The 24,656-nt window shown below is 71.5% G+C and carries 21 protein-coding genes; 11 read left to right on the top strand and 10 right to left on the bottom strand.

All coding sequences use genetic code 11. The annotated features are described in order from the left end of the window. Window positions 1-96 precede the first annotated feature (96 nt). The 3 genes from BM362_RS43430 to BM362_RS43420 all read right to left on the bottom strand — a co-directional run bounded on the left by BM362_RS43430 (window position 97) and on the right by BM362_RS43420 (window position 7,236). Window positions 97-4,011 carry a Pls/PosA family non-ribosomal peptide synthetase gene (locus BM362_RS43430; RefSeq protein WP_093577104.1) on the bottom strand — a complete coding sequence of 1,305 codons (3,915 nt, stop codon included), beginning with the start codon at window positions 4,009-4,011 and terminating at the stop codon, window positions 97-99. Window positions 4,012-4,282: 271 nt separating this feature from the next. Continuing rightward, window positions 4,283-5,716: an LCP family protein gene (locus tag BM362_RS43425; protein WP_093577103.1), complete on the bottom strand. Its 1,434-nt coding sequence runs from the start codon at window positions 5,714-5,716 to the stop codon at window positions 4,283-4,285. Between the two features lie 182 nt (window positions 5,717-5,898). Beyond that, entirely contained in the window at window positions 5,899-7,236 is a 1,338-nt protein-coding gene (locus BM362_RS43420; protein ID WP_067576427.1) for an MFS transporter, read from the bottom strand. Window positions 7,237-7,333: 97 nt separating this feature from the next. On the opposite strand from BM362_RS43420, the gene BM362_RS43415 reads away from it, so the two are divergent. The 7 genes from BM362_RS43415 to BM362_RS43385 all read left to right on the top strand — a co-directional run bounded on the left by BM362_RS43415 (window position 7,334) and on the right by BM362_RS43385 (window position 13,996). Continuing rightward, window positions 7,334-7,819 (top strand): MarR family winged helix-turn-helix transcriptional regulator, encoded by a 486-nt coding sequence (locus BM362_RS43415; RefSeq protein WP_093577102.1) that lies wholly within the window; start codon window positions 7,334-7,336, stop codon window positions 7,817-7,819. A gap of 61 nt (window positions 7,820-7,880) precedes the next feature. Next, window positions 7,881-8,801 (top strand): hydroxymethylglutaryl-CoA lyase, encoded by a 921-nt coding sequence (locus BM362_RS43410; protein WP_093577101.1) that lies wholly within the window; start codon window positions 7,881-7,883, stop codon window positions 8,799-8,801. A 17-nt stretch (window positions 8,802-8,818) separates the two neighbouring features. Beyond that, window positions 8,819-9,535, top strand: coding sequence for an enoyl-CoA hydratase/isomerase family protein (locus BM362_RS43405; RefSeq protein WP_244287474.1), 717 nt, complete (start codon window positions 8,819-8,821; stop codon window positions 9,533-9,535). Continuing rightward, window positions 9,532-10,722 (top strand): CaiB/BaiF CoA transferase family protein, encoded by a 1,191-nt coding sequence (locus tag BM362_RS43400; RefSeq protein ID WP_093577100.1) that lies wholly within the window; start codon window positions 9,532-9,534, stop codon window positions 10,720-10,722. The genes BM362_RS43405 and BM362_RS43400 overlap by 4 nt, the downstream gene beginning before the upstream one ends. Window positions 10,723-10,725: 3 nt before the next feature. Next, window positions 10,726-11,466 (top strand): enoyl-CoA hydratase/isomerase family protein, encoded by a 741-nt coding sequence (locus BM362_RS43395; RefSeq protein ID WP_093577099.1) that lies wholly within the window; start codon window positions 10,726-10,728, stop codon window positions 11,464-11,466. Continuing rightward, window positions 11,463-13,034 (top strand): AMP-binding protein, encoded by a 1,572-nt coding sequence (locus BM362_RS43390; RefSeq protein WP_093577098.1) that lies wholly within the window; start codon window positions 11,463-11,465, stop codon window positions 13,032-13,034. Before BM362_RS43395 ends, BM362_RS43390 begins: the two co-directional genes overlap by 4 nt. Beyond that, window positions 13,031-13,996 (top strand): NAD(P)H-dependent flavin oxidoreductase, encoded by a 966-nt coding sequence (locus BM362_RS43385; protein ID WP_093577097.1) that lies wholly within the window; start codon window positions 13,031-13,033, stop codon window positions 13,994-13,996. The genes BM362_RS43390 and BM362_RS43385 overlap by 4 nt, the downstream gene beginning before the upstream one ends. A 154-nt stretch (window positions 13,997-14,150) precedes the next feature. Here the strand turns inward: BM362_RS43385 and BM362_RS48040 are convergent, their stop codons facing one another. Then, complete coding sequence (locus BM362_RS48040; RefSeq protein ID WP_167545661.1) at window positions 14,151-14,429, bottom strand: hypothetical protein; 279 nt, start codon at window positions 14,427-14,429, stop codon at window positions 14,151-14,153. On the opposite strand from BM362_RS48040, the gene BM362_RS48035 reads away from it, so the two are divergent. Then, the gene (locus BM362_RS48035; protein WP_244287473.1) at window positions 14,413-14,574 is read left to right on the top strand and encodes a DUF3060 domain-containing protein; all 162 of its coding nucleotides are present in this window, start codon (window positions 14,413-14,415) and stop codon (window positions 14,572-14,574) included. The two genes, BM362_RS48040 and BM362_RS48035, sit on opposite strands and share 17 nt — an antisense overlap. A gap of 15 nt (window positions 14,575-14,589) precedes the next feature. On the opposite strand, the gene BM362_RS43375 is transcribed toward BM362_RS48035, so the two are convergent. Continuing rightward, window positions 14,590-15,246, bottom strand: a complete 657-nt coding sequence (locus BM362_RS43375; protein ID WP_093577095.1) for a VC0807 family protein — start codon at window positions 15,244-15,246, stop codon at window positions 14,590-14,592. 47 nt (window positions 15,247-15,293) lie between these two features. Between BM362_RS43375 and BM362_RS43370 the strand changes: the two genes are divergently transcribed. Beyond that, the gene (locus tag BM362_RS43370; protein ID WP_093577094.1) at window positions 15,294-15,872 is read left to right on the top strand and encodes a PadR family transcriptional regulator; all 579 of its coding nucleotides are present in this window, start codon (window positions 15,294-15,296) and stop codon (window positions 15,870-15,872) included. Window positions 15,873-15,936: 64 nt separating this feature from the next. Here BM362_RS43370 and BM362_RS43365 read toward each other — a convergent pair whose 3' ends face one another. From BM362_RS43365 to BM362_RS43355, 3 genes are all read right to left on the bottom strand, one after another. Beyond that, window positions 15,937-17,568, bottom strand: coding sequence for an AMP-binding protein (locus BM362_RS43365; RefSeq protein WP_208865517.1), 1,632 nt, complete (start codon window positions 17,566-17,568; stop codon window positions 15,937-15,939). 96 nt (window positions 17,569-17,664) lie between these two features. Next, window positions 17,665-18,978 carry an MFS transporter gene (locus BM362_RS43360; RefSeq protein WP_067576633.1) on the bottom strand — a complete coding sequence of 438 codons (1,314 nt, stop codon included), beginning with the start codon at window positions 18,976-18,978 and terminating at the stop codon, window positions 17,665-17,667. Next, a complete protein-coding gene (locus BM362_RS43355; RefSeq protein WP_067576631.1) occupies window positions 18,975-20,177 on the bottom strand; it encodes a M20 metallopeptidase family protein in 1,203 nt (400 codons plus the stop codon). Before BM362_RS43355 ends, BM362_RS43360 begins: the two co-directional genes overlap by 4 nt. A gap of 101 nt (window positions 20,178-20,278) precedes the next feature. Here BM362_RS43355 and BM362_RS43350 point away from each other — a divergent pair, with 101 nt between their 5' ends. Together BM362_RS43350 and BM362_RS43345 are read left to right on the top strand one after the other, a co-directional pair. Further along, a complete protein-coding gene (locus BM362_RS43350; RefSeq protein WP_093577092.1) occupies window positions 20,279-21,367 on the top strand; it encodes an Lrp/AsnC family transcriptional regulator in 1,089 nt (362 codons plus the stop codon). A 51-nt stretch (window positions 21,368-21,418) separates the two neighbouring features. Next, a complete protein-coding gene (locus BM362_RS43345) occupies window positions 21,419-22,249 on the top strand; it encodes a helix-turn-helix transcriptional regulator (RefSeq protein ID WP_067576418.1) in 831 nt (276 codons plus the stop codon). Between the two features lie 74 nt (window positions 22,250-22,323). Here the strand turns inward: BM362_RS43345 and BM362_RS43340 are convergent, their stop codons facing one another. Together BM362_RS43340 and BM362_RS43335 are read right to left on the bottom strand one after the other, a co-directional pair. Beyond that, entirely contained in the window at window positions 22,324-23,325 is a 1,002-nt protein-coding gene (locus BM362_RS43340) for a 3-deoxy-7-phosphoheptulonate synthase (protein WP_067576417.1), read from the bottom strand. Continuing rightward, window positions 23,326-24,636 carry a DHA2 family efflux MFS transporter permease subunit gene (locus BM362_RS43335; RefSeq protein ID WP_093577113.1) on the bottom strand — a complete coding sequence of 437 codons (1,311 nt, stop codon included), beginning with the start codon at window positions 24,634-24,636 and terminating at the stop codon, window positions 23,326-23,328. Between the last annotated feature and the right edge of the window lie 20 nt (window positions 24,637-24,656).

Here is a 24,656-nt window from a genome sequence, read left to right as displayed (position 1 = left end):
CGCCTGGCGCCGACGACACCAGCACCAAGCCCGCCAAAGCCACTACCAGCGACGACACCAGCAACCAGCGCCCAATCACGAACTACAGCTGGAGTATTAGAACCGGCATAACCACTCACGACCCCCTCGCTTCCAAGGCCGAACCGGCGTCCCCCGCCACCGGGTCCGCGGCGGAACCGTCTCCCCCGCCATCACCAGCGACCCCGATCCCACCGTCGCCCCCTCGGAAATCGCGCTGCCCGGCAGCTGGAACGCCCGTGGCCCCAGCGTCGCGCCGGAGCCGAGGCGGACCGGATCCAGCCGCATGACGCGGTCGTGGAACAGGTGCGTCTGCAGCACGCAGCCACGATTCACCACGGCGCCGTCGCCGAGGTGGACGAGGTCCGTTTCCGGCAGCCAGTAGCTCTCGCACCAGACGCCGCGGCCGATGCGGGCGCCGAGGGTTCGCAGCCACCAGTTCAGCACCGGCGTGCCAAGGAAGGAACCGGCGAACCACGGGACCGCGAGCGTCTCGACGAACGTGTCGTACAGCTCGTTCCGCCACACGAACGCGCTCCACAGTGGATGCCGTCCCGGCCGGAATCGGCCGACCAGCGTCCATTTCATCAGCGTCGTCAGCAGCGCGGCGAAGAGACCGGCCGAGACGAACACCGCGGGCGCGAGGGCGGCGGCGGTCCAGAAGCCGTCCGCGATGTCCGCTCCGGTCAGTACCGCGCTCACGGCGAGTGCGAGCAGGCCCGCGATCAGCAGCGGCGCGATCCGGCAGGACTCGACCAGCGCGCGGGCCAGCTTCACCCGGCGCGGCGGCGCGAAAGTGCGGGCGGGATCGACGGTGTCGGCGCTCCGGCGAAGCTGCAAAGCGGGGCGGCCGAGCCAGGACGTGCCGTCGGGGACGTCTGCCGGGGTGTCGGACAGGACGCCGACGAGCGAGGCCGAGCCGAGCGTCCGGCCGGGGCCCACGACTGCGGAGTTGCCCACGAACGCGCGTTCCCCGACCTCGGAGACGCCCAGCCGGACCCAGCCCCGGTCGAGTTCGTACGGCGCGGCGAGGACGTCGTCGGCGAGGAACGCGCCGTCCCGCACTCGCAGCAGCGACGGCAGACTGAGCACAGTGGACAGTTCGACGCCACGGCCGATTCGGGCGCCAAGCAGTCGCATCCAGACCGGAGTCGCCAGTGCGGCGTAGAGCGGGAACAGCTGCCGCCGGGCGATTTCCAGCAGTTCGTGCACGAACCAGGCCGCCCAGCCCGCGCGGCTCAGCACCGGATAGACCCCCGGTCGCACGGCCAGGCCGGCCAGCCGCACGAGCAGCACGATCGTCAAGGCGTGCACCACGATTCCGGCGAGGACGAGCAGCGGCGTCCACGGCAGGATCGCCAGCGCGGCGCCGCGCGGGTCGTCCGCCGCCGGGATCAGCAGCAGCGCGACCGCGCCCAGCGGAATCGCGGACACGAACAGGACCATCGACCGCAGCGTCCCGCCCAGCGCGAAAGCCAGCAAGTACCGCTTCGCTCGCGGTGCCGCCGCGGTCGGCCGCGACGGGCGTTCGCCCGCGGGCCCGGCCGGGGAGCCGCCCCAGACCGCGCCGTCCGGTACGCGGGTGTCGAGCGTCGAGCCGGGCAGGAGCACCGATCCGGCACCGAGGTCGGTGCCCGGAAGCAGCGTGCTGCGGCCGCCGGCCCGCGCACCGGCTCCCACGCGGACGCGGCCGATCCGCAGCACCGCGCCGTCCAGCCACCATCCGGCCAGGTCCGCTTCGGGTTCGATCGCGCAGCCGTCGCCGAAGTCGGCGAGCCCGCTCACCGGCGGCGGAGCATGCAGGTCCACGCCTCGGCCGACCCGATTGCCGAGCAACCGGGCGTACGGCGCGGCGAGCGGGGTTCCGGCGACTCCGGGCGGACCGGCCACGGCAGCGAACCGTTCCGCCGTCCACAGTCGCATGTGGACAATGCCGCCGCGGCGGTACTCCCCCGGCGCGGGCTTTCCGCGCAGCATCCGCACGCCGCCCGCGGCCAGCAGCATCCGGCCGGGCGGGCTCAGCAGCACCAGCCACGCGGGCACGAGGATCCACCACGACATCCGCGGCAGCCACTGCAACGGCAGCACCAGCGAAACCAGCGAGCCGAGCAGCGAGACCGAGAGCAACCACCGCATTCCGGACAGAGCCAGCAAAACCAGCTGCACCCCGGCCTGCCACCAGCCGCTGCCGCGCACCGGAGCGACCTGCGGCTGTTCCACCTCGACGGTTTCGGCCGGTGCTCCGGCGAGACGTTCGTACAGTTCCCGCGGCGTCGGGCAGGAGTACACATCGGACACTGCCGCGCTCGGATACCGTTCGCGCAGCGCGGAAACCAGCCGCGCGGCGGTCACGCTCGAACCGCCGAGGTCGAAGAAGTCGTCGTCCGGCCCGGCCGCGGCCGCGAGGTGTTCGCTCCACACCCGCAACAGCCATGCCAGCTTCGGATCGGACGGCACCACCGGCGCGGCGGCCGGTTCCTCCAGCGGCCACGGCAACGCGTCGCGGTCGAGCTTGCCCGACGCGCGCACCGGCAGCTCCGGCACCAACGCGAGCCGGGGCACCAGAGCCGCGGGCAACCGGTCCCGCAGAAGACCGCGCGCGGCGGTGCGATCAAGGCTCTCGCCTTCCGGCACCACGTATCCGACCAGCACCTGCGCGCCGCTGTGCGTGCGCCGCACGACCGTCGCGGCCGCGGCGACTCCGGGCAACGCACGCAGCGCGGCGTCGATCTCGCCCAGCTCGACACGTCGTCCGCCGATCTTGACCTGACCGTCCGCGCGGCCGACGAACTCCAGGCCCTCCGGCACCGCCCGCACCAAGTCTCCGCTGCGGTACGCCCGGCTCCAGCCGAGGCCCGGCAGCGGCACGAACTTCTGCGCGTCCTTCGCCGCGTCGAGGTACCGGGCGAGGCCGACGCCGCCGATCACCAGTTCTCCGCTGCGGCCCCACGGCACCGGAATGCCCGCCGGGTCTTCCGGGTCGACGACCGCGAGGTCCCAGCCCGCTAGCGGCAGCCCGATCCGCACCGGTTCGCCCGCGTGCAGCCGTTGCGCACACGCGACGACGGTGGTTTCCGTTGGGCCGTAAGTGTTCCAGATTTCCCTTTTGCCGTCGTCGAAGCGCGTCACGACCTCCGGCGGGCACGCTTCGCCGCCGAGGATGAGCAGCCGGACGCCGGCCAGAGTGTCCACTGGCCACAGTGCGGCGAGCGTCGGCACCGTGGACACGACAGTGACGCCGCGCTCGACGAGCCACGGCCCGAGGTCGGCGCCCGCGCGGACGAGCGAGCGCGGTGCCGGGACCAGGCACGCGCCATGTCGCCACGCCAGCCACATTTCCTCGCACGAGGCGTCAAACGCGACGCTCAGCCCGGCCAGCACGCGATCGCCCGGGCCGAGCGGCCGCGCGGTGCAGAACAGCCGCGCTTCAGCGTCGGCGAAGGCCGCGGCCGCGCGATGCGTGACCGCGACGCCCTTGGGCTTGCCGGTGGAACCGGAGGTGAAAATGATCCACGCGTCGTCCTGCGGCTGCGGACGGACTCGCGGCCACTGCGGTCCGCGCGCGGGCGGCAACCCCGCATCGCTCAGGACCAGGCTTACCCGAGCTTCCGTCCACACCGTCCCGGCGCGGTCGGCCGGATCGTCGGCGTCGACCGGAACATAAGCCGCACCAGCGGAAAGAACGGCGAGAATGCCGCGGTACAGCGCCGCGGTGCCGGAGGTCATCCGGATGCCGACGCGGTCGCCCGGCCGGACCCCGGCGGCGCGGAGGCGTCCGGCGAGTTCTTCGACCTGCGCGGCGAAATCGCGGTACGTCGCGCGCTCGGTTCCGTCGTCCAGCGCGAGCGCGTCGGGGTGTTCGCGCACCGTTTCGGCGAAAATGTCGCAAAGCGTGCGCATGACGGGCGCGGGGCCCGCCCGGTAAACCGCCGTCGCCTTTTCGGCGAGCCTCTCGGGCGCGCCTGTGCGCGCCCGATCCGCGTCCAGCGTCACAGGAAAACCTCTTTCCAGGAGAACAGGAGTGACGAAACCGGCCGGACGCCACTCAACAACGGGCGACGTGAGGCCGGGCTGAAGCAGCAGCGCCGTTCCCGGACGCTGAGATCGGAACAAAAACAGATATCGGGCAATCCCCCGGCCGCTGCTGTGCGGCTCGTCACGCGGATCCGGACATGAGCGGACGGAGTGCTGCCGGCGTCACTCGGCAGAGTTAATTTCGGAATTCGTTCTCATCGGGTTCACCGGATCTTTGTGCCTCTCCCGTTCACCGCACGCAGGGCACCCCGCCTCCGGACAGTTCGTCGGCGGGCGAAACCGGGGCGACCGGCACCGGGTCCACCTGGCCGTCCTTTTCCCGGAAATCGGTGCCGAGCACCAGTTTCAGCTCCCCCGCGGCCAGCGCGCCGTCGTAGCCCACGCCGTATCCGCCGCCGAGCGCGGCCACGAGTTTCGCCGCCGCCGCGGAATCCCCGCGCCCGTAATGGACGACGGTGCGATGGGTGTGCCGTGCGTTGGACGTGCGCCCGACGCGGTATCCCCGCGACGGGAGCGTCCTGAGCACCCGGGCAGCCGCGCCCGCACGGCCGCTCGCGTTCACCACGTCCACCGCGGGCCCGGCCGTCGCGGCGGGCGGCGGCGGGACCGTCCGGCCGAGCAGCCGGGCCGCGGCGGCGCGGATCTCCACCGGATCGACGATGTTGACGTCTTCGCCGCGCGCGTCTTTTTCGAACCGTTCGACCGGAAGCGACGCCAACGTCAGATCCCCGCCTGCGAACGATTCCGCCTGCCGCGCCAGCGCGTTGAGGTCGAGTCCGGAATCGGTCGCGACATTCTCCCGCGCGACCGAAACCAGCTGCCCGAGTTTCTCCGGGTCGCCGAACACCCGGCTTTCTTTCAGCTGATGCGCCAGCGAAACGAGAAACGCCTGCTGACGCCGTTCCCGGTCCAGGTCGGTGAACTCGTGCCGGGAATCCCGGCGCTGCCGCACGAACGCGAGCGCCTGTGCCGCGGAAATCCGCTGCTGCCCGCTCGGGAAATCCGCGTCCGAGTAGCTGTCGTGCGCGGCCTCGGTCAAACACACCGTGACCGGTTGCACGACCTGAGCCAGCTGATAGAACGCGACCAGGGTGACTTCGACGAAATGGTCCACCGCGACTCCGCCGAGGAACTGGCGCACCGTCGCGACTTCCGCCGCGCGACCGGCGTCGCGGGACCGCTGTTCTCGATCCGCCTTCTCGGTGACGCCTTGCGCGGCAAGACGTTTGGCCGCCGCGGCGAACGCGTACCCGTAAGCCTCCTTGATCCTGCCCTGGCACACCCCGTCCGGACAGCCGGCGAGATCGGTGTAATCGTCGCGCGGGACGGAGATGACCGTCGGATGTCCGCCGTCGGCCGGAACGTGCAGCAGCATCAGCACATCGGTGTTGTAGCCGCCGACGTGCTGGTCTCCCGCGTGCAGCTGCTCGTACAGCTCGGCGGGCAGCGGTTCGCCCCGCTCGTCGAGCCGCGAATCGAGTCCCATGACGAGGATGTTCGTGTCCCCGCCCGGCCGGGCCTGCCCGTCGAGCGCGGTCGACGCGGTCACCCCGGACAGCAGCGCGCGCAGCTCGGCCCACCCGTAGGCGGCTCCGCCCAGCAGAACCGAGACCAGCGCGACCACGCCGATCCGCTCGGCCCAATGCCCGTTCGCGCGCTCCATCGTGCACCGCTCCTCCCTCCGGCGCACCCGGTCTACTCCGGAGTTCCTGTGAGAGCGATGAGAGGAAAGGCCCGCCGGGCGGCCCGCCAAGGTCAACCGGGCGCCCGCCGGCGAAGCTCACACTTTGGCGGGTCGGCACCGCCTGGTTCGGCGGACCCGGCACCGGACGCCGGCAGGGAGGGTCAGCGGCGGCGTTCGCGAAGATCGCCGGGCCGGACGCCGACGAGCAGCACCACGACGGCGAGCAGGATGATGCCCGCGCTGATCTGCAGTCCCAGCGACAGGCTTCCGGTCGAGGACTCGATGAACCCGAGCAGCGACGGCGAAGCGGCGGCCGCGAACGAACCCATCGACGTCACCACCGCGATTCCGGTGGCCGCGGCCCGGTCGGTCAAATAGATCGACGGGATCGAGTAGAACACCGTAAGCCCCGAGTAGTGCGCCGCCGCCATCACCGCGAGCAACAGGATGACCACCACGACGTTGCCGCCGGACACCGAGATCGCGAGCATCGCGAACACCGCCACGATCCAGCTCGTCGCCGCGTGCCAGCGCCGTTCCAGGGTCCGGTCGGAATGCCTGCCGACCAGCAGCATCACCACGATGCCGAGCAGCGGCGGGATCGCCGAAAAGAACCCGAGGTTCAGGACGTTGCCGACGCCGGCGTTGGCGATGATCCGCGGCGTCCAGTACGAGACGGCGTTCGCCAGCGTGTACGCGCCGCACGCGCAGAGCCCGAGGATCCAGACCTTCGGGTCGCGCAGGGCGAGCAGCAAGCCGCTGTGCTTTTGCGTCTCCGCGCCCTTGTCCCGCAGGTCCGCGTCGAGGTCCTCGCGCACGGCCGCCTTCTGCTCCGCGGTGAGCCACTTCGCCTGCTCCGGGCCGTCGGTGACGAAGAGCAGCACGAGCCCGGCCAGCAGGATCGGCGGGATCCCCTCGATCAGGAACAGCCACTGCCAGTCCGCGAGCCCGCCGACGCCGCCGAGCGAGTGCATGATCCAGCCCGACATCACCGAGCCGAGCGCGCCGGACACCGGGATGCCGATGAAGAACACGGCCGTCATCCGGGTCCGCCGCGACGACGGGAACCACAGCGACAGCAGGTACAGCGCGCCGGGGAAGAACCCGGCTTCCGCGACGCCGAGCAGGAAGCGCGCGGCGTAGAACATGATCTCGTTCTGCACGAACAGGGTCACCACGGTCATCACGCCCCAGGTGGCCATGATGCGGGCGAGTGTCTTGCGCGCGCCGATGCGGGCCAGCAGCGCGTTGCTCGGGACCTCGAAGAGGATGAAGCCGACGAAGAACAGCGTGACGCCGAGCCCGTACACGGCGGGACCGAAGCCGAGATCCCGTTTGAGACCCTGCTGCGCGATCCCGATGTTGGTGCGGTCGATGTAGCTGACGACGTAACACAGCACCAGCAGCGGCATGACGCGCCGGGCGATCGTGCGATAGGTCGCTTTGCGGTCACCAGCGGCGGTTGCCGGAGCGCCGGTGACAGCGGATGGTTCGGCCACGGCTGAGACTCCTTCGTCCGGATCGGGCGAGTGGCAGTCTCCGCATCAAGTGTTGAGTTTGTCAACACCCAGCCGGTAACGGCTACGATGCACGGCCATGGCCGAACGCGCGGACGGACACGACCTGGTCCCCATCTCCGGACTGCTGTCCTACCGGCTCTCGCGCACGTCGTCGGCGATGTCGCGCAGCGCCGCGGTGCGCTACCGGCGGGACTTCGGCGTGAGCCTCGGCGAATGGCGCGCGATCGCGCTCATCGCGGCCGACCCGACGCTCACGCTCAACCGGCTCGCGCGCCGCGCCGGACTGGACAAAGCCCAGATGAGCCGAGTGGTCAGCCGGCTGACCGACCGCGGACTGGTGAACCGCACGGCCGGGTCCGGGCGCACGTCGCAGCTGGCGCTGACCGCCGAAGGCACCCGGGTGTACCGCGGCCTGATCACCGCCGCCAACGAACGCGACGCGGACTTCCTCGCCACCCTCACCGGCGAGGAGGCGAGAGTGCTGGACCGCGCGCTGGACAAGCTGGCCGAGCACGCGCTGGCCGTCGAGGAGAGTGAGCGGGCTCACCCGGCCGCCGAGTAGTGTTGACTTTATCAACACCCTCGCGTACTTCTGGATCCACCGACGAGGAGGTGGGCCCAGGATGTCCGACGCCGTCACGATCTGCGAGTGCTTCGCCCGCGACGGGCTGCAGCACGAGCCGGAGCCCGTGCCGACCGCGACGAAGATCGCGCTGCTGAACTCGTTCGCGCGCACCGGTTTCCGCCGGATCGAGGCGACCAGCTACAGCCACCCCGCGCGGGTGCCCGGATTCTCCGACGCCTCCGAGGTGCTCGCCGGGATCGACCGGCGCCCGGGCGTCGCGTTCAAGGCGACCTGCCCGAACCCGCGCGCCGTCGAACGCGCGCTCGCGGACCTCGAAGCCGGGCACGGCGCCGAGGAACTGAGCTTGCTGGTGTCCGCCACCGAAGCGCACACCAAGCGGAATCTCCGCACCACGCGGGCCGGTCAATGGGAGCGCGTGACCGAGATGGTCAAGCTCGCCGACAGCCGGTTTCGCCTGGTCGGAGTGGTTTCGGTGGCGTTCGGCTGCCCGTTCGAGGGCAAGGTCGACCCGGGCCGGGTGGCCGAAGACGTCGCGCGGTTCGCCGACCTCGGCGCGAGCCTGGTGACCCTCGGCGACACCACCGGCGTCGCGACCCCGGGCTCGGTGCGCGCGCTCTACACCCGGCTTTCGCGCGAGAACCCGGACCTGCCGCTGGTCGCGCACCTGCACAACACACGCGGAACCGGGATCGCGAACGCTGTCGCCGCGTTGGAGGCCGGGTGCCGCCACTTCGATTCCGCGATGGGCGGCGTCGGCGGGCATCCGGCGAAGATCGGCTACGGGGCCGGGCTCACCGGCAACGTGTGCACCGAGGACCTGGCCAGCCTGTTCGCCGCGATGGGCGTCGAAACCGGCCTCGATCCCGACCAGCTCGCCGCGGCGTCCGCGGCCTGCGAAGAAGCGCTCGGCCGCCCGCTGCACAGCATGGTCGCCCGAGCCGGATTCGCCACCGCCTGACTTTCACTGGAGAACCTGTGCTGCTGACCGAAGACCACGATGCCGTCCGCGTCCTCACGCTCAACCGGCCGGACAAGCTCAACGCCCTCGACACCGCGCTCACCCGCGCGCTGGACACCGCGCTCGACGAAGCGGGCCGCGATCCCGGAGTCCGCGCTGTCGTGCTGACCGGGGCCGGACGCGGGTTCTGCGCCGGTGCCGACCTCAACGAGTTCTCGTCGCTCACCCCGGACCAGCCGGACGCGGTCCTCGAACGCGCCGCGCTCACCGCCCGGCTCCAGACGCGCATGCAGCAGCTGCCGGTGCCGGTGGTCGCCGCGGTGCGCGGCGCGGCGGTCGGCGGCGGGGCCGGGCTCGCGATCGGCGCGGACATGGTGGTCGCCGGGTCGGACCTGAAGTTCGGCTATCCCGAGCTGAAGCATTCGATCGTGCCCGCGCTGGTGATGACCGGACTGGTCCGGCAGCTGGGCCGGAAGCTCGCCTTCGAGCTGGTCAGCACCGGCCGGCTGCTCACCGCCGCGGAAGCCCTGTCCTACGGGCTGGTGAACCAGGTGGCCGAACCTTCCGAGATCGTGCCCGCGGCGCTCGCCATCGCGCAGCGCTGGGCCTCGGTCGAGCCTCGCGCGCTCGCCGCGGCCAAGGACCTCTTCTACCGCGTCGCGGACCTGCCGACGGACGCCGCGATGCGCGCGGGCCAGGACGTCAACGCCCTGATGCGCGGGTTCCGCTCATGACCGGCCCGCTCGCCGGAGTCACGGTGCTGGATCTCTCCCGGGTCCTCGCCGCGCCGCTGGCCACCCAGATCCTCGCCGAACTCGGCGCGACCGTGATCAAGGTCGAACGCCCCGGCACCGGCGACGAAACCCGCGGTTTCGAGCCCCGGCTGCCGCACGGCGAGAGCGCGTACTTCTTCGCCTTCAACCGTGGCAAGCAATCGGTCACTGTGGACTTGAAGGACCCGCGCGGCCGGGATGTCGTCCGGAAGCTGGCCGCGCGCGCCGACGTCGTCGTGGAGAACTTCCTGCCCGGCACGCTCGACCGGCTCGGCCTCGGCTACGCCGAACTGTCCGCGGAGAATCCCGGCCTCGTGCTGGTGTCCGCGACCGGTTTCGGCCAGACCGGGCCGGACGCGCGCCGCAAGGGCTACGACACGGTGTTCCAGGCGCTGTCCGGCGTGATGGCGATGACCGGCGATCCCGCCGGCCCGCCCGCGAAGACCGGGGTGCCGGTGGCGGACCTGACGTCCGGGCTGTGGGTGGTGATCGCCGTGCTGACCGGGCTCGCCGGGCGATCGTCGGAGGGCCGCGGCCGGCACCTCGACGTGGCGATGATGGATGTCCAGCTCAGCCTGCACGCGCTGAACGCCGCCCGGTTGTTCGCGCTCGGCGAGGATCCCGTCCGCACCGGAACCGAGCATCCGGGGCGGGTGCCGTCGGCGGCGTTCCAGGCCGGGGACGGCGAATGGCTGCACATCAGCGGCAGCGACCAGCACTGGACGCCGCTCTGTTCGGTGCTGGGGCTGTCCGCTTTGGGCACCGACCCGGCGTTGCAGCGGAACTCCGGCCGGGTCGAGCACCGGGCCCGGGTGATGAAGGCGCTGCGCGGCGCGATCGCCCAGCACGACCGTGACGAACTGGTCGCGCAACTGCGAGCCGCCGACGTTCCGGCCGGTGCAGTGCGTTCGGTGCGCGAAGCGCTGGCCGATCCGCATGCCCTCGCGCGCGGGATGGTCGGCGAGTTCGAACATCCGGTGGAAGGCAGGTTCCCCGCGCTGCGCACGCCGTTGCGCGAGACTGCCGGGGAGGCACCGGCGACGGGCGTGCCGCCGGTGCTCGGCGCGGACACCGACGCCGTGCTGCGCGACCTGGCCGGGCTGCCGGACAGCGAGATCGAGGGCCTGCGGGCCGCGGGAGTGATCTGAGCAATGACCTCACGTGTGACTCTCGACGTGACCGACGGGATCGCCCGGGTCGAACTGTCCCGGCCGGAGGCGCGCAACGCCCTCGACCTGCCGATGTGCCACGAGCTTCGGGAAGCCTTCGACACCATTGACGCCGAGGACGTCCGGGTGGTGCTGCTCAGCGGCGCGGGACCGGTGTTCTGCGCGGGCGCCGACCTGAAGGAACGGACCGGCAAGGACGCCGCGTGGGTGCGGCGGCGCCGGGTCGCGTCGTTCGCGGCCTACGCGGCGATCGAGGCCTGCCGCTGCCCGGTGGTCGCGCTGGTGCACGGCACGGTCGTCGGTTCCGGCGGCGAAATCACCCTGGCCGCCGACTTCGCGCTCGCCGCGGAGAACGCGGTTTTCCGGTTCCCCGAACCGCATTGGGGCACAGTCGGCGCGACGCAACGGCTGCAACGCGCGATCGGCAAGCGCCGGGCGAAGGAACTGCTGTACACCAACACCTCGCTGACCGCCGCCGAAGCCGCGTCGCTGGGCCTGGTCAACCGGGTCGTGCCGGATCTCGCCGCCGCGGGCGCGGAAACCGCCGCCGCGATCGCCGTCGCGCCGCCGTCGGCGATCGCGTTGACCAAACGCGCGCTCGACCTCGGCGCCGAAACCGACCTCGACCGCGGCATCCGGATCGAAATGGCCGCGATCGAACAGAACCTCGCCGAGGGCACCTGGCGCGACGGCGTCGCCCGATTCGCCGGAGAAGCCTCATGACCGACCTGCGCACCGCCTGCCCGCTCACCGTCCAGGACGCCCTCGCCCGTGCCGCGCTGCTGGCCCCCGACGTCGAAGCCGTCGTCACCGCCGAATCCCGGATCACCTACCGCGAACTCGCCGCCGAGGTCGCCAGGGTGCGCGGTGCGCTGGCCGCCTCCGGCATCGGCCGCGGCGACCGGATCGGCCTCTGCCTCGGCAATATGCCGGAGTGGGTCACGCTGTTCCTCGCGCTCGGTTCGCTCGGCGCGCTCGTCGTTCCGGTGAACACCCGCTTCACCGCCGAGGAAGTCCGCTACACCCTCGAACACGCGAAGGTCAGCACGCTCTTCTCCGCTTCGCGCGTGTTGAACGTCGACTTCCCGCGCCTGTTCGCCGAAGCGGGCATCGAACCCGGCAACCCGGATCTCCCTGCCCTGCAACGGATCGTCTTCCTCGGCGACGACAGCTGGACGGACTTCCTCGCCGCCAGCACCCCGGCCGAACCGACTGCGGCCGCCGACGACCTCCTGCTCGTGCAGTACACCTCCGGGACGACCTCGCGACCCAAAGGCGTCCTGCTGACCCACCGCAGCATGTGCGCCGACGCGTTCTTCTCCGGAGCCAGGATGGGCCTGCGCCCCGGCGACCGGTTCCACTCCGCGCGGCCGTTCTTCCACGTCGCCGGGAGCACCCTGTCGGTGCTGTCTTCCTTGCAGCACGCGACGACGCTGGTGACGATGCCGAAGTTCGAGCCAGCGGAAGCGTTGCGGCTGCTGGAAACCGAACGCTGCACGCACTTCTCCGGCAACGACACCATCGCGCTGCTCCTGCTCAACCACCCCGACCGCGCACAGCGGAACCTCTCGCTGCGGGGAGCGTGGGTCGCCGCGTCCCCCACCGTCGTGCGCCGGGTGATCGACGAGCTGGGCGCACGCGAATGCGTTGCCGGATACGGGCTTTCCGAGGCTTCGCCGAACGTCGCGCAGTCGGCGTGGTGGGAGCCGGAAGACCTGCGCGCGTCCGGCGCGATGGCTCCCGAACCGGGCGTGGAGATCCGCATCCGCGCCCTCGACGACAGCCGGGACTGCCCGCCCGGCGAACCGGGCTCGATCCTGGTCCGCGGCTGGAACGTCATGCGGGGCTATCTGGACGATCCGGTCCGCACCGCGGAAACCGTCGACGCCGAGGGCTGGCTGTCCACCGGCGACGTCGGCCTTCTGGACGACTCGGGCCGGTTGCACTTCACCGGGCGCACCAAGGACATCATCCGGGTCGGCGGCGAGAACGTCGCGCCCGCGGACGTCGAGGACGTGCTGCACCGCCATCCCGCCGTCCGGCAGGCCGCGGTGGTCGGCGTCCCGGACGAGCGGCTGATCGAGGTGCCGTTCGCGTTCGTCGTGCTGACCGGACCCGGGCCCTCCGAGTCCGATCTGCTGGCGTGGGCGAAAGAGCGGCTGGCCGGGTTCAAGGTCCCCCGCCACCTGCGCATCGTGGACGGCTTCGAAACCATCGGCATGACCGCGAGCGCCAAGGTGCAGAAGAACCGGCTGGCCGCGCACGCCCGAGCACTGCTGGAGGACCAGTGATCCGGACTTCCGTCACCTCCCTGCTGGGCCTGGACCTGCCGATCGTCCAAGCCGGGATGTCGTGGGCGTCGTCCTGCTCGGCGCTGCCGCTGGCGGTCAGCAACGCGGGCGGCCTCGGCGTGGTCGCCGCCGGTCCGATGCGGCTGCCGGACCTCGCCAGGACGCTGGACGAGATGGCCGACGGCACCGACCGGCCGTGGGCGGTGAACCTGCCGCTGTACCGGGCGAGCGCCGACGAGGTGATCGACCTGCTGCTCGCCCGGCGGCCGCCGGTGCTGATCGCCTCGCAGGGCGGCCCGCGGCGGTACCTGGACCGGTTCCACGCCGTCGGCACCCGATGCCTGCACGTCGTCGCCGGGGTCGAGCACGCGCTCAAGGCCGCGGCCGCCGGGGTCGACGGGCTGGTGGTCGTCGGAGCCGAGGCGGGCGGGCATCCGCCGCCGGGGATGGTGACGACACAGGTTTTGGTGCGGGCGGTGGTTTCGGCGGTGCCGGAGGTCCCGGTGCTCGCTTCCGGCGGGGTCGCCGACGGCGCCGGGCTGGCGGCGATGCTGGCGTTGGGCGCCGGTGGAGCACAGTTCGGCACGCGATTTCTGGCGAGCACGGAGGCGACTGTGCATCCCGCGTATCAGGAGGCCGTGCTCGCGGCAGGCGTTGACAGCACGCGGACTGTCGGGCACGGGTTGGGCGTGATCCGGGCGCTGGCCAACGACTTCACCGCACGGATGCAGGAGCTGGAGACGGCTGGCGCGGAGGAAGCCTTGCGGCGCAAGGTGTTCCAGGAGTCTTCGCTGAAAGACGCCGCACTGCAGGGGGATGTCGCTAGAGGAAAGGTCGAGGCCGGTCAGTCGGCCGGGCTGATCACGGAGGTCCTGCCCGCAGCGGAAATCGTCTCGCGGATCACGGCCGAGTACGCCGCCGTGCGCAATCTGCCCGCGCTGGAGCCCGGTCCGGATCGCTGACCCGGCCGCTCCGCGCGGATGCCGGGACCTCGTGCAAAACGTTTTGCTTGCCGTTGATAGTTTGTTGAATATGCAACCAGGTCCCCCGTGCATTCCCGGCTCCGCGGGACGGGCTTCGCCCTCCGCTTCGGCACGATCCTGGCGACGGCGGGCCTCACCGCCCTGGTCGCCACGGGCTGCGGCTCGGCGGATCCGGCCCCCGCGCCCGCCGCTCCCGCCGCCCCGGCCGGGCCGGGCCGGGCAGCAGCTCCCCCGCCGCCGACCCCGACGACGCCGACACCCAGGAGATCCAGGGCCAGGGCGAACCGCTGACCATCACCGACGACGGCGCGAAGGTCACCGACAGCTGCCGGGGCCGCACCGTCGTGATTTCGGCCAACAGCGTCCACGCGACGCTCAACGGGTCGTGCGCGCTGGTGAAGGTCGAGGGCAACGCCTCCATCATCGAGGTCGGCTCGGCGCAGAAGATCGTCACCACCGGCGCGGGCAGCATCGTGCGCTACGCCTCGGGTCAGCCGCGCGTGCTCAACAAGGGCGGCGGGGGCGTCATCACCCAGGGCGGCAGCGCCACTCCCTGACCGGACGCCCGCGGGTCATCGAGGCACCGGCGATCCGTCCGCCGCCAGTGTCTCGATGATCCGCCGAGGCACCTGGATCAGCACTCCGTTCGCCACCCCCAGCGCGGCGAGCATGTACAGCGTGAGGGTGTTCGACACGTCGACCGCATGCGCGAGCCCGGCGTCGGAGGCGCTCAGCAGAATCGTCGCCCGTGCGGCCGCCGCGGCCAGCAGGATCACCCCCGTCAACCCGGTGAGCGCACATTGCCAGCGCCGATACCGCGGCACCGAACTCCAGGCGTACGCGAACGCCCGCTCGCGCGCCGGATCGCCGAAAGTGGCCGCCGAGGCGGCGAACACGTGCGTCAGCGGTGCCTTGCGCAGCACGGTGACCAGGCAGTACACCCCGGCGACCAGCACGTAGGCGACCTCGCGCAGCGCGGCCACCCGCGGGTTCCGCGTCACCAAGGTCAGCGTCAGCGTCGTGACCAGCTCGGCGAGGACAAGCAGCCCGATGAAGTCGAGCCGCCGACGCCGGATCGTCGTGCCCGCGGCGAACACCGCGACTACTAGCGCCGGTGCCGTCAACGCCCAGAAGACACCTATCCCGCAGGCGCGCAACAGGTAGTAGCCCCCGATCGAGACGACGACCTCGACCAGCGCCGCGCCGATGCCCGGTCCCCGGTTCGCCATCACAGCCCCCTCCTCATAGTCCGTTACAGACTAGTACGATACAGACTATGACATCTCGCGGAAACCTGTCCCCCGTCGTCCTCGCGGTTCTCGCGCTGCTGGCCGAGGGGCCGCGGCACGCGTACGGGATGCAGCAGCTGATCAAGGAACGCGGCGTCGACCTGGTCGTGAACGTCCGCACCCGGTCGGGTCTGCACACCGCGCTGGACCGCCTTGTGCGCGACGGCCTGGTGCGCGTGCACGCCGTCGAACGCGCCGAACGGCGCCCCGAGCGCACGCTCTACGCGATCACCGAAACCGGACGGGAAGCGCTGCTAGCCGCGGTTCGGTCCGGCATCTCGGCACCGGCCGCCGAGTTCCCGCTCTTCCCGGCGGCGGTGTCGTTCCTGCACCTGCTCACGCCGGAAGACACCCTCGTCCACTTGCGACAGCGGATCGAGGCTTTGCGGCAACAGCTCGATACCACCGAAGCCGTACTCCAAGCCTCACACAAGGCCTACGTCCCCCGGCTGCATCTGTTGGAACACGAGCACCGCACGGCTGTCGTCACGGCGGAGCTGGCTTGGCTGCACGGGGTGTGCGAAGACCTGGAGACCGGAGAACTCGGCTGGGAGCCGTACTGCTGAACTCACGCCCGGCTGCCGATCCGGCGGCGCGGGCCGCCCCCGTGACGAGGGCGACCCGGCCGGTTCAGCTGGACGCGGCAGTGCTCAACTCCCGCCCCCGCAGCGCGAATCGCTGGATTTTCCCGCTCGGCGTCTTCGGCAGTTCCGGCACGAAGTGGATGCGCCGCGGGTACACGTGCGCCGCCAGCCGGGATTTCACCGTCTGCTGCAGTTCCGCGACCAGTTCGTCCGAACCGGACACTCCCGGGTTCAGCACGACGTAGGCCACCACCAGTTCCCCGCGCAGTTCGTCCGGCGCGCCGATCACCGCGGCTTCCGCGACGGCCTCGTGGTGCGTCAGCGCGCTTTCCACCTCGAACGGGCCGATCCGGTAGCCCGCCATCAGGATCACGTCGTCGTCGCGGGAGCCGAAGGTCAGGTAGCCGTCGCGGTCCCGGGCGGCGATGTCGCCGGTGTAGTACCAGCGGCCGTCGGCGCTGAAGCGTTCCGCGGTCCGCTCGGGGGCGTCGCGGTAGCCGGAGAACGGCATCAGCGGGCTGGCGGACACGTCGATCGCGACGCGGCCGGTCTCGCCGGCGTCGGCGATCTCGTCGCTGCCCGCCTTCAGGACCTCGACGGCGAACCCGGGCAGCGGCCGTCCCATCGAACCGGTCTTGACCGGCGCGATCAGGTGCGGATGCCAGGCGTTGCCGACGACCATGCCGGTTTCGGTCTGGCCGTAGTGGTCGCGCACCGGGCAGCCGAGGACCTCCTCGGCCCAGGTCACGACGTCCGGCGTCAGCGGCTCCCCCGCCGACGAGCAGTGCCGCAGCCGCAGACCGGCCGGCACCGGCAGGCCCGAGCTGCGCAGCGCGCGGTACACCGTGGGGCCGGCGGTGAAGTTGGTGACGCCGAAGCGTTCGAGCACCTGCCAGGTCAGTTCGGGACTGAACCCGGCGTGCAGCAGGATGCTGCGCCGTCCGGTCGCGAGCGGGCCGAGCAACGCGAAGTACAGCCCGTACGCCCAGCCCGGGTCGGCGGCGTTCCAGAAGACGTCCTCGTCGGTCTGGTCGAGGCCGAACTCCTGGTAGGAGTGGATCCCGGCGAGTCCGCGCAGCGGCACCGGCACGGCCTTCGGGGTGCCGGTCGTGCCGGAGGTGAAGATCTCGACCAGCGTGCCGTCGCCGCCGACCGCGACCGGGCCGGGCAGCGGGTGCGGTTCGTCCAGCAGCGCCTCGAACGACAGGTCGCCGCCGGACGCTTCGCCGGTGGTCACGATGATCCGCGACGGGTCGGCGGGCAGGTCATCGCTGGGGTCGAGCTTCGCACGCTGACCTGCGTCGGCAACGACCACCCGGGTTCCGTTGCCGACGATCCGCTGTGCGATCGCGGGCGGCGCGAACGCGGTGAACAGCGGCACGTGGACCGCGCCGAGCCGCCAGATCGCGAGCAGCGCGGTGACCAGTTCGGCGGACTTGCCCATCAGCGTCGCGACCCGGTCGCCGGGCCGCACGCCGTGCGCGGCCAGCGCGGCGGCGAACCGGGCGGAAGCCGCCTCGAGCTGGCCGTAGGTGAGGTCGCGGCTGCTGAGGTCGGCCTCGACGAGGGTGAACGCGACGGCGTCGGCCGGATGCCGTCCGCACAGCAACTGGGTCGCGTCCGCGTCCGGCGCGGCATAGGTCTGCAACAGGTCGAACATGGTGCGTTCAGGGCTCACGGGGCTGCTCCACGGTCATCGTCGGCCGGTGTCGGCACATCGTCACCGCAGGCAGGCCGGCCGGCCACCCCCGAACAGGGGTGGCCGGCCCTCCCGTCACGCCGTGGTCCGCGCCGGGACGTCCGCGTCCCGGCCCGCGTCCTGGAGTTCGATGCCCTTCGTCTCCGGCAGCAGCCAGAAGGTGACGAGGGTGACCAGACCGCACGCGATGGCGTAGATGTTGAACACCGCCGACTTCCCGATCTGCGACAGATAGGTCTGCAGATACGGCGCGGTGCCGCCGAACAGGCCGACCGTCAGCGCATACGGGACCGCCAGGCCGAGCGCCCGGATGCCGGTCGGGAACAGCTCGGCGGTGATCGCCGGGCCGGTCGCGTTGAGCACCCCGTTGAGCACGACGCCGATCGACATCGCGATCAGCAGCTGCCAGGCCTCCCCCTGGATCAGCAGGGTCAGCGGATAGAAAAGCACCAGGAAAACCGGCCACACGATCAGCAGCAGTTTCCGGCGTCCGATCCGGTCGGACAGCATGCCCCACAACGGCATCGCGACGATGTAGAGCGCGGTGGCGATCGCGCCGGCGATCATCGCGCCGGTCTGGCCGGTGTGCCGCTGCGAGATGGCGAATGTCGGCGCGTTGATCGCCCACACGTAGTAGACGATGGTTCCGCCCACGTTGATGCCGACCACCTGCAGCATCGGCCGGATGTTGGCCCGCAGCAGCCGCCGGACCGGTTGTTTCGGCGCGCGTTTCGGCGCGCTCTTCGCGGCGTCGGAGAAGATCTCCGTCTCGGTGAATTTCCGGCGCAGCACGAACGCGTACAGCCCGAAGAACCCGCCGAGCAGGAACGGGATCCGCCAGCCGAAGTCGGCCATCTGCTGCGCCCCGAGCACCGCCGACAGCACCGCGCCGAGCCCCATCGAGAACAGCGTCCCGATCCCGCCGGAAACGTAGATCAGGCTGGACCAGGCGCCGCGGCGTCCGGGCGGGGCGATCTCGGCCAGGTAGGTCTGCACCGACGGCAGTTCGCCGCCGTGCGCGAGGCCCTGCGCGAGCCGGGCGATCACCAGCAGCGCCGGAGCGAGCAGCCCGACCTGGTGCGCGGTCGGGGTCAGCGCCATCACGAAACTCGCTCCGGCCGACATCGCGATGCTGAGCGTCATCACGGGTTTCCGGCCGACGCGGTCGGCCATCCAGCCGAAGAACATCCCGCCGACGGGACGGGCGACGAAGCCGATCGCGAACACCGCGAGTGCTTTCAGCAGTTCGGAACCGGCGCTGCCGCCGGTGAAGAACTGGCCCGCGAAGAACACCGAATAGGCGGCGTAGACGCCCCAGTCGTACCACTCGATGGCGTTGCCGAGACCGAGTCCGACGAGGACCCGCACGCGCGAAGGGGCGGCGTTCATGCGCACAGCCTTTCCGCGGCGAGACCGGCCAGCAACGCCGCCGACCGGCCGAGCACCGCACTGTCGAATCGGGCGAGCGGCGAGTGGTTCGCCGCCGCGGCCGCCGGGTCCGCGCCCGGCGCGTGGGCGCCGAGGAACATCAGCGCGCCAGGCACTTCCTGCAGTACGCGGGAGAAATCTTCCGATCCCTGGGTCGGATGGCTTGGCGCGTCGAAGCACTCGGCGCCGAACAGCTCTTGCGCGACAGCGCCGACATGCTCCGCTTCCCCGGCGTCGTTGACCGTCGCCGGATAGCCGGGGACGAGCCGGACGTCCGCCACGACGCCGTGCGCCGCCGCGATGCCGGTCAGGTAGCGCGTGAACACCTCGCGCAGCCGTGGCTCCGCATCCGGATCGACAGCGCGGACCGTGGCGTCGAACGACGCGTGGTCCGGGATGATGTTGGCGGCCGTGCCCGCGCGCAGGACCCCGACCGTGACGATGACCGGCGACGACACGTCGAACGACCGGGTCACCGCGGTTTGCAGCACGCTCACCATTTCGGCGGCGGCGACCACCGGGTCCTTCGCCTCGTGCGGGGTCGCGCCGTGCCCGCCGGTGCCGCGGACGACCACCTCCAGCGTGTACGACGCGAACAACGTGGTCCCCGCTCGGGCCGAAACCAGTCCGGACGGCAGCCGATGCGGCACGACGTGCAGCGCGTAGGCGTGGTCCGGACGGCGCCCGGCCGCGGTGAGCACGCCCTCCTCGATCATCACCCGCGCGCCGTCGTGACCTTCCTCGCCCGGCTGGAACATGAACACGACGTCCCCGGACAGCCGGTCGCGATGCGCGCTCAGCAGCCGGGCCGCGCCGACCAGCCCGGCCGTGTGCAGGTCGTGCCCGCACGCGTGCATCGAGCCGTTGGCCGACGCGAAGTCCTCGCCAGAGCGCTCCCGCACCGGCAACGCGTCCATGTCCCCGCGCAGCAGTACGGTCGACGGCTCGGCCGGGCGCTTCCTCGCCGTGCCGCGCAACACCGCGGTCACCGAGGTCGTCCGCACGCCGGTACTGATCTCCAACGGCAATCCGGACAGCTCTTCGAGCACCCGTTCCTGCGTCCGAGGCAGGTTCAACCCGACCTCCGGTTCGCGGTGCAGCTCCTCCCGCAACCGCGCCAAGTCCGGCAGCAACGCTCTCGCGTCGTCCAGCAGATCCACGCCGTGCACCTTTCTCCGCTCGTCACCTCGGATCTAGAGTGTTCACGGCCACGCCAAAGTGGCCCGGAAATCGCTCGATCCGATCACCGCCACCGGAAGTTATGGGAAGAAACGTGCAACTGGACTTCTCCGAGGAGGACCTCGCGCTCATCCACGCGCTGCAACTGCGGCCCCGCGCGCCCTGGTCCGCGCTGGCCGGGGTGCTGGGTGCTTCGCCGACCGCGCTGGCCCAGCGCTGGACCCGGCTGCGCGAGGCGGGGCTCGCCTGGATCACGGCGTATCCGGTGCACGGCGTGCTGGCCGGAGGTGCGATGGTCGCCCTGGTCGAGATGGACTGCCTGCCCGGCACTGTCGACGATGTGGTGCGCCGGCTGGAGCAACTGCCCCGCGTGCACAACATCGAGTACGCCGCACAAGGCCGGGATTTGCTGCTGACGGTGTCCGCGGCGTCGATGGAGGCGCTGTCGGCGCTGCTGCTCGACGAGCTGCCGCGGTTGCCCGGAGTCGCCTCGCTGCGTTCGCACATCGGCGGCCGGATGCACATCGAAGGCAGCCAATGGCAGCTGGATTCGCTCGACGCGGGACAGCGCGCGGCCATTCTGCAAGCCGGGCACGAGGAACACGACCGGCCGAACGAACCGATCTACCTGCGTTCACCGGTCTTCGCGCCCCTGGTGTCCGCGCTCGCGTTCGACGGCCGCGCCACCGCCGCCGAGCTGGCCAAACAGCTGGACCGGCCCACCTCGTCGGTGCGCAGGCAGCTCTCGGCGCTGGCGCGGTCCCGGACGCTGCGGATCCGCTGCGAGGTCGCGCAGCTGCACACCCGGTGGCCGATGCACGTGATCTGGTGGTGCCGCCTGCCCGGCCGCGATCTTCCCGCGGCCGTGGCACGGCTGCGGGAGAACCCGCGCGTGCGCCTGTGCATGTCGGTCACCGGCGCGGCGAACCTCGTCGTCAACGCCTGGACCGCCGACATGGCCGAGCTGCTGGCCATGCAGGACAGCCTCGAACAGCTGCTGCCCGGCGGCGGGATCCTCACCGGCTCGGTCATCCTCCGCACCCGCAAGCGCGTCGGCTGGCTGATGCACCCGGACGGCCGCTGCACCGGCGAGGTGATCCCGCTGCCCGGTCCGCTGCCTGACCAGGTGTTTCGACCCGTACGCGGCGACAGCGGAGGCGCGGCTGGGTAGAATCGCACCTCCTGCCGGAGCCTCCCGTGCCGCCGAAGTGGGGTGCCTGCCGTGACGAGTGCCGCCGAGACCACCGCCGAAGTGCGCCGCGCCCTGGCCCGGCTCCGCGGCGCGGCGGGCGTGCCGCTGTCGTTCGGCGGCGAGGTCGTGGACGGCAAGCGGCTGCGGATGACCGAACTGCTCGGCACCGCCACCACGTCGCTGCTCGGCCTCGTCGTCGCGGAGGGCAAGGGCCTCGGCGGCCGCGCGATCGGCGTGCGGAAACCGGTGGTGCTGCCGGACTACTACACCAGCGACGCGATCAGCCACCACTTCGACCGGGCGGTCAAGGCCGAGGGCGTGCGCTCGGTGATGGCGGTGCCGGTGATCGTGCAGCGGACCGTCCGGGCGGTGCTGTACGGCGCGGTCCGCGAACACGTCCGCTTCGGCGACCGGTCGGTCACCGCGATGGTCGAAGTGGCTCGTGACCTGGAACAAGAGCTGGCGGTGCGCGCCGAAGCGCACCGGCGGCTGGACCTGCTGGCCCCGGAGCCGGAACGCGCGCCGCCCGGGAAACCGGCCGAGCTGGAAGCGCTCCGGGAGAGCCACGCGGAGCTTCGCCGGATCGCCGCCGCTGTCGACGACCCGGAACTGCGCGCCCGCATCGACGCGGTGTGCCAGTCCCTGACCGGCGACCCGGCGCGCGGGCCGTCTTTGTCGGCGCGGGAACTGGACGTCCTCGAAGGAGCCGCGGCCGGGCAGACCAACGCGGGCATCGCGGAGGCGCTCGGCCTGGGCCCGGAGACGGTAAAAAGCTACCTGCGCAACGCGATGCGGAAGCTGGACGCGAAGACCCGCCTCCAGGCCGTCAACGCCGCCCGCCGGGCCAATCTGCTGCCTTGAGGCCAATGAAGGATGCCCTGAGGGAAGCTGATTCCCGCGAGGAGTCCTTCACCGACCGCCTGGCCGCAGCACGGTCAAACACCCGCCGTCCGCGCCCGGCTGGCCACCGCCAGCGTTTCCAGCAGCGGAACCGTCCGCTCCCACCCGAGGCAAGGATCCGTCCGGCTCACCGCCCGATCAGCGGGCACCCGGTCCGGATCCTGTGCCCCGTCCCGCAGATACGACTCGATCATCACCCCGGCCACCGCTGCCCCGTCGCGCACCTGCTCCGCCACGTCGGCGACCACCCCGGGCTGCCGGTTGTGGTCCTTTCCGCTGTTGCCGTGCGAGGCGTCGACCACCGCTCTTCGCGGCAGGCCCGCCTCCCCGAGCACCTTCGTCGCCTCCGCGACCGACGCCGCGTCGTAGTTCGGCACCGGACCTCCGCGCAGGACCAGGTGCGCATCCGGATTCCCGCTGCTGCGCAAGGTTTTCATCCGCCCGTCCACGCCGAGCCCCGGAAACGCGTGCGCCGCCCCGGCCGCGCGGATCGCGTCCACCGCCGGCCCCAGCCGTCCGGACACGCAGTTCTTCATCCCGATCGGCATCGGCAGCCACGACGCCAGCTGCCGGTGCGGCTGGCTGGCCACCGTCCGCGCCCCGATCGCGCCCCAGCTCACCGTGTCCGCGACATACGGCGCCAGCACCGGATCCACGAACTCGTACGCCAGCGGCAGCCCGGTCGCGGCCGCGTCGAGCAAGAACTGCCTGCCCAGCCGTACTCCGGTGGCGAGATCGCCTTTGCCGTCCAGCGTCGGGTCCGGCAGGAAGCCGGTCCACCCGGTCACCGACCGCGGTTTCTCCAGGTATGCCCGCAAAACCACCACGAGGTCGTCGGCGTACCGAGCCGCCGCACCGGCCAGCAGCTCCGCGTACTCCAGCGCGGCCGAGGGATCGTGCACCGAGCACGGACCCACGATCACCAGCAACCGCGGATCGCGCCGGGCCAGCACCGCCGAGACCGTTTCGCGGTGCCGGGCGATGTCCGGCGCGGCTCCCGCCGTCACCTCCACCGGGCTGGGCAACGTGTCCTGCATCTACCGGCTCCTTTCCTTAGGCAGCTTCGCCGCCCCGGCAGCCGCCACCACGACCAGTCCGAGCACCCACCAGAACGTGTCCGCGAAGGCCGCCGCGACGTCCGCGCCCCGTGCGGCCAGCCGGTTCTGCAACACCAGCGCGAGCACGGCGGTCCCGACCGAACCGCCGAGAGTGTTCAGCAAATTCAACGCACCGGCCGCTTTCGGCAGCTGGGTTTTCTCCAGGCTGCGATACACCAGCGCCAGCACCGGCGCACTGATCATCGCCGCCCCGAACCCCCGCAGCACCAGCGAAATGACCAGCACGACATCCGGAAGTTCCGGACCCAGCTGAGTGAACGCCGCGGTTCCGAGCGCCACCAGGCCGATTCCGGACACCACCAGCGTCCGCGGCGCTGCCCGATCCACCAGGCGATGCACCAGCACCGACCCGGCGGCCGCCCCGATCCCCTGCGGCACCAGCAGCAATCCGGTGTCCCACGCGCCCAGTCCGGCACCGCGCCGCAGATACAGCGGCAGCAAGAACATCGTGCCGAACACCGAAGCGCCCAGCACGACCAGCGCCAACGCGGCGGCCCCGAACGGCGGCCGGGTGAACAATCGCGGATCCAGCAACGGCGCCCGCACCCGCAATCCGTGCCGGACGAATGCGGCCAGCATCAGCAAACCCGCCACGACCGCAGTGCCGGAAAGCCATTTCGGATACCCGTCGGAGAACCCGGTGAGCCCGAACACCACCGCGGCCAGCCCGGGCGAGAGCAAAGCCGCGCCACGGAAATCGAACGGCTCGCGCGGAGCTGCCGGCTGGTCCGCCGCGACATACCGCAGCCCCAGCAGGACCGCGACGACGCCGACCGGAAGGTTGACGTAAAACAGCCACGGCCAGTCCGCGACGGCGAGGATCGCCCCGCTGGCCAGCGGACCCAGCACCGGCGACAGCAACGGCACCACGCCGACGACGCTGATCAGCCGCCCGATCCGCTCCGGCCCCGCCGCGCGCGCCAGCAACGCCTGCCCGGTCGGCGGCAGCAAACCGCCCGCCAGCCCTTGCAGCACCCGGAACGCGACCAGCGTCGGCAGCGAGTTCGCCAGCCCGCACAACAGCGACGCCGCCACGAACACGACCACAGCCGTCAGCCACGTCCGCCGCCCGCCGAACCGCGCGGCCAGCCAGCCGGACGCGGGCACGGCGGTCACCACCGCGAGCAGATACGCCGTGGTGACCCACTGGACCTCCGTGACGGACGCGTCGAACCGCTCCGCCAGCGTCTCCACGCCGACCGAGACGATCGTGCTGTCCAGCGTCGCCATGAACGTGCCCAGCACGAGCA

This window comes from Amycolatopsis rubida, assembly GCF_900115345.1.
Taxonomy (GTDB): Bacteria; Actinomycetota; Actinomycetes; order Mycobacteriales; family Pseudonocardiaceae; genus Amycolatopsis; species Amycolatopsis rubida.
Note: the sequence above shows the minus strand (reverse complement) of the source record. Positions and strands in the feature narration are given on the sequence as shown.

Bases quoted from the DNA above. Each gene is read 5' to 3' on its own strand.
- BM362_RS43425 (WP_093577103.1), bottom strand. From the start codon at position 5,716: ATGGAGCGCGCGAACGGGCATTGGGCCGAGCGGATCGGCGTGGTCGCG.
- BM362_RS43415 (WP_093577102.1), top strand. From the start codon at position 7,334: ATGGCCGAACGCGCGGACGGACACGACCTGGTCCCCATCTCCGGACTG.
- BM362_RS43410 (WP_093577101.1), top strand. From the start codon at position 7,881: ATGTCCGACGCCGTCACGATCTGCGAGTGCTTCGCCCGCGACGGGCTG.
- BM362_RS43400 (WP_093577100.1), top strand. From the start codon at position 9,532: ATGACCGGCCCGCTCGCCGGAGTCACGGTGCTGGATCTCTCCCGGGTC.
- BM362_RS43395 (WP_093577099.1), top strand. From the start codon at position 10,726: ATGACCTCACGTGTGACTCTCGACGTGACCGACGGGATCGCCCGGGTC.
- BM362_RS43390 (WP_093577098.1), top strand. From the start codon at position 11,463: ATGACCGACCTGCGCACCGCCTGCCCGCTCACCGTCCAGGACGCCCTC.
- BM362_RS43375 (WP_093577095.1), bottom strand. From the start codon at position 15,246: ATGGCGAACCGGGGACCGGGCATCGGCGCGGCGCTGGTCGAGGTCGTC.
- BM362_RS43370 (WP_093577094.1), top strand. From the start codon at position 15,294: ATGACATCTCGCGGAAACCTGTCCCCCGTCGTCCTCGCGGTTCTCGCG.
- BM362_RS43360 (WP_067576633.1), bottom strand. From the start codon at position 18,978: ATGAACGCCGCCCCTTCGCGCGTGCGGGTCCTCGTCGGACTCGGTCTC.
- BM362_RS43350 (WP_093577092.1), top strand. From the start codon at position 20,279: ATGGGAAGAAACGTGCAACTGGACTTCTCCGAGGAGGACCTCGCGCTC.
- BM362_RS43340 (WP_067576417.1), bottom strand. From the start codon at position 23,325: ATGCAGGACACGTTGCCCAGCCCGGTGGAGGTGACGGCGGGAGCCGCG.
- BM362_RS43335 (WP_093577113.1), bottom strand. From the start codon at position 24,636: ATGGCGACGCTGGACAGCACGATCGTCTCGGTCGGCGTGGAGACGCTG.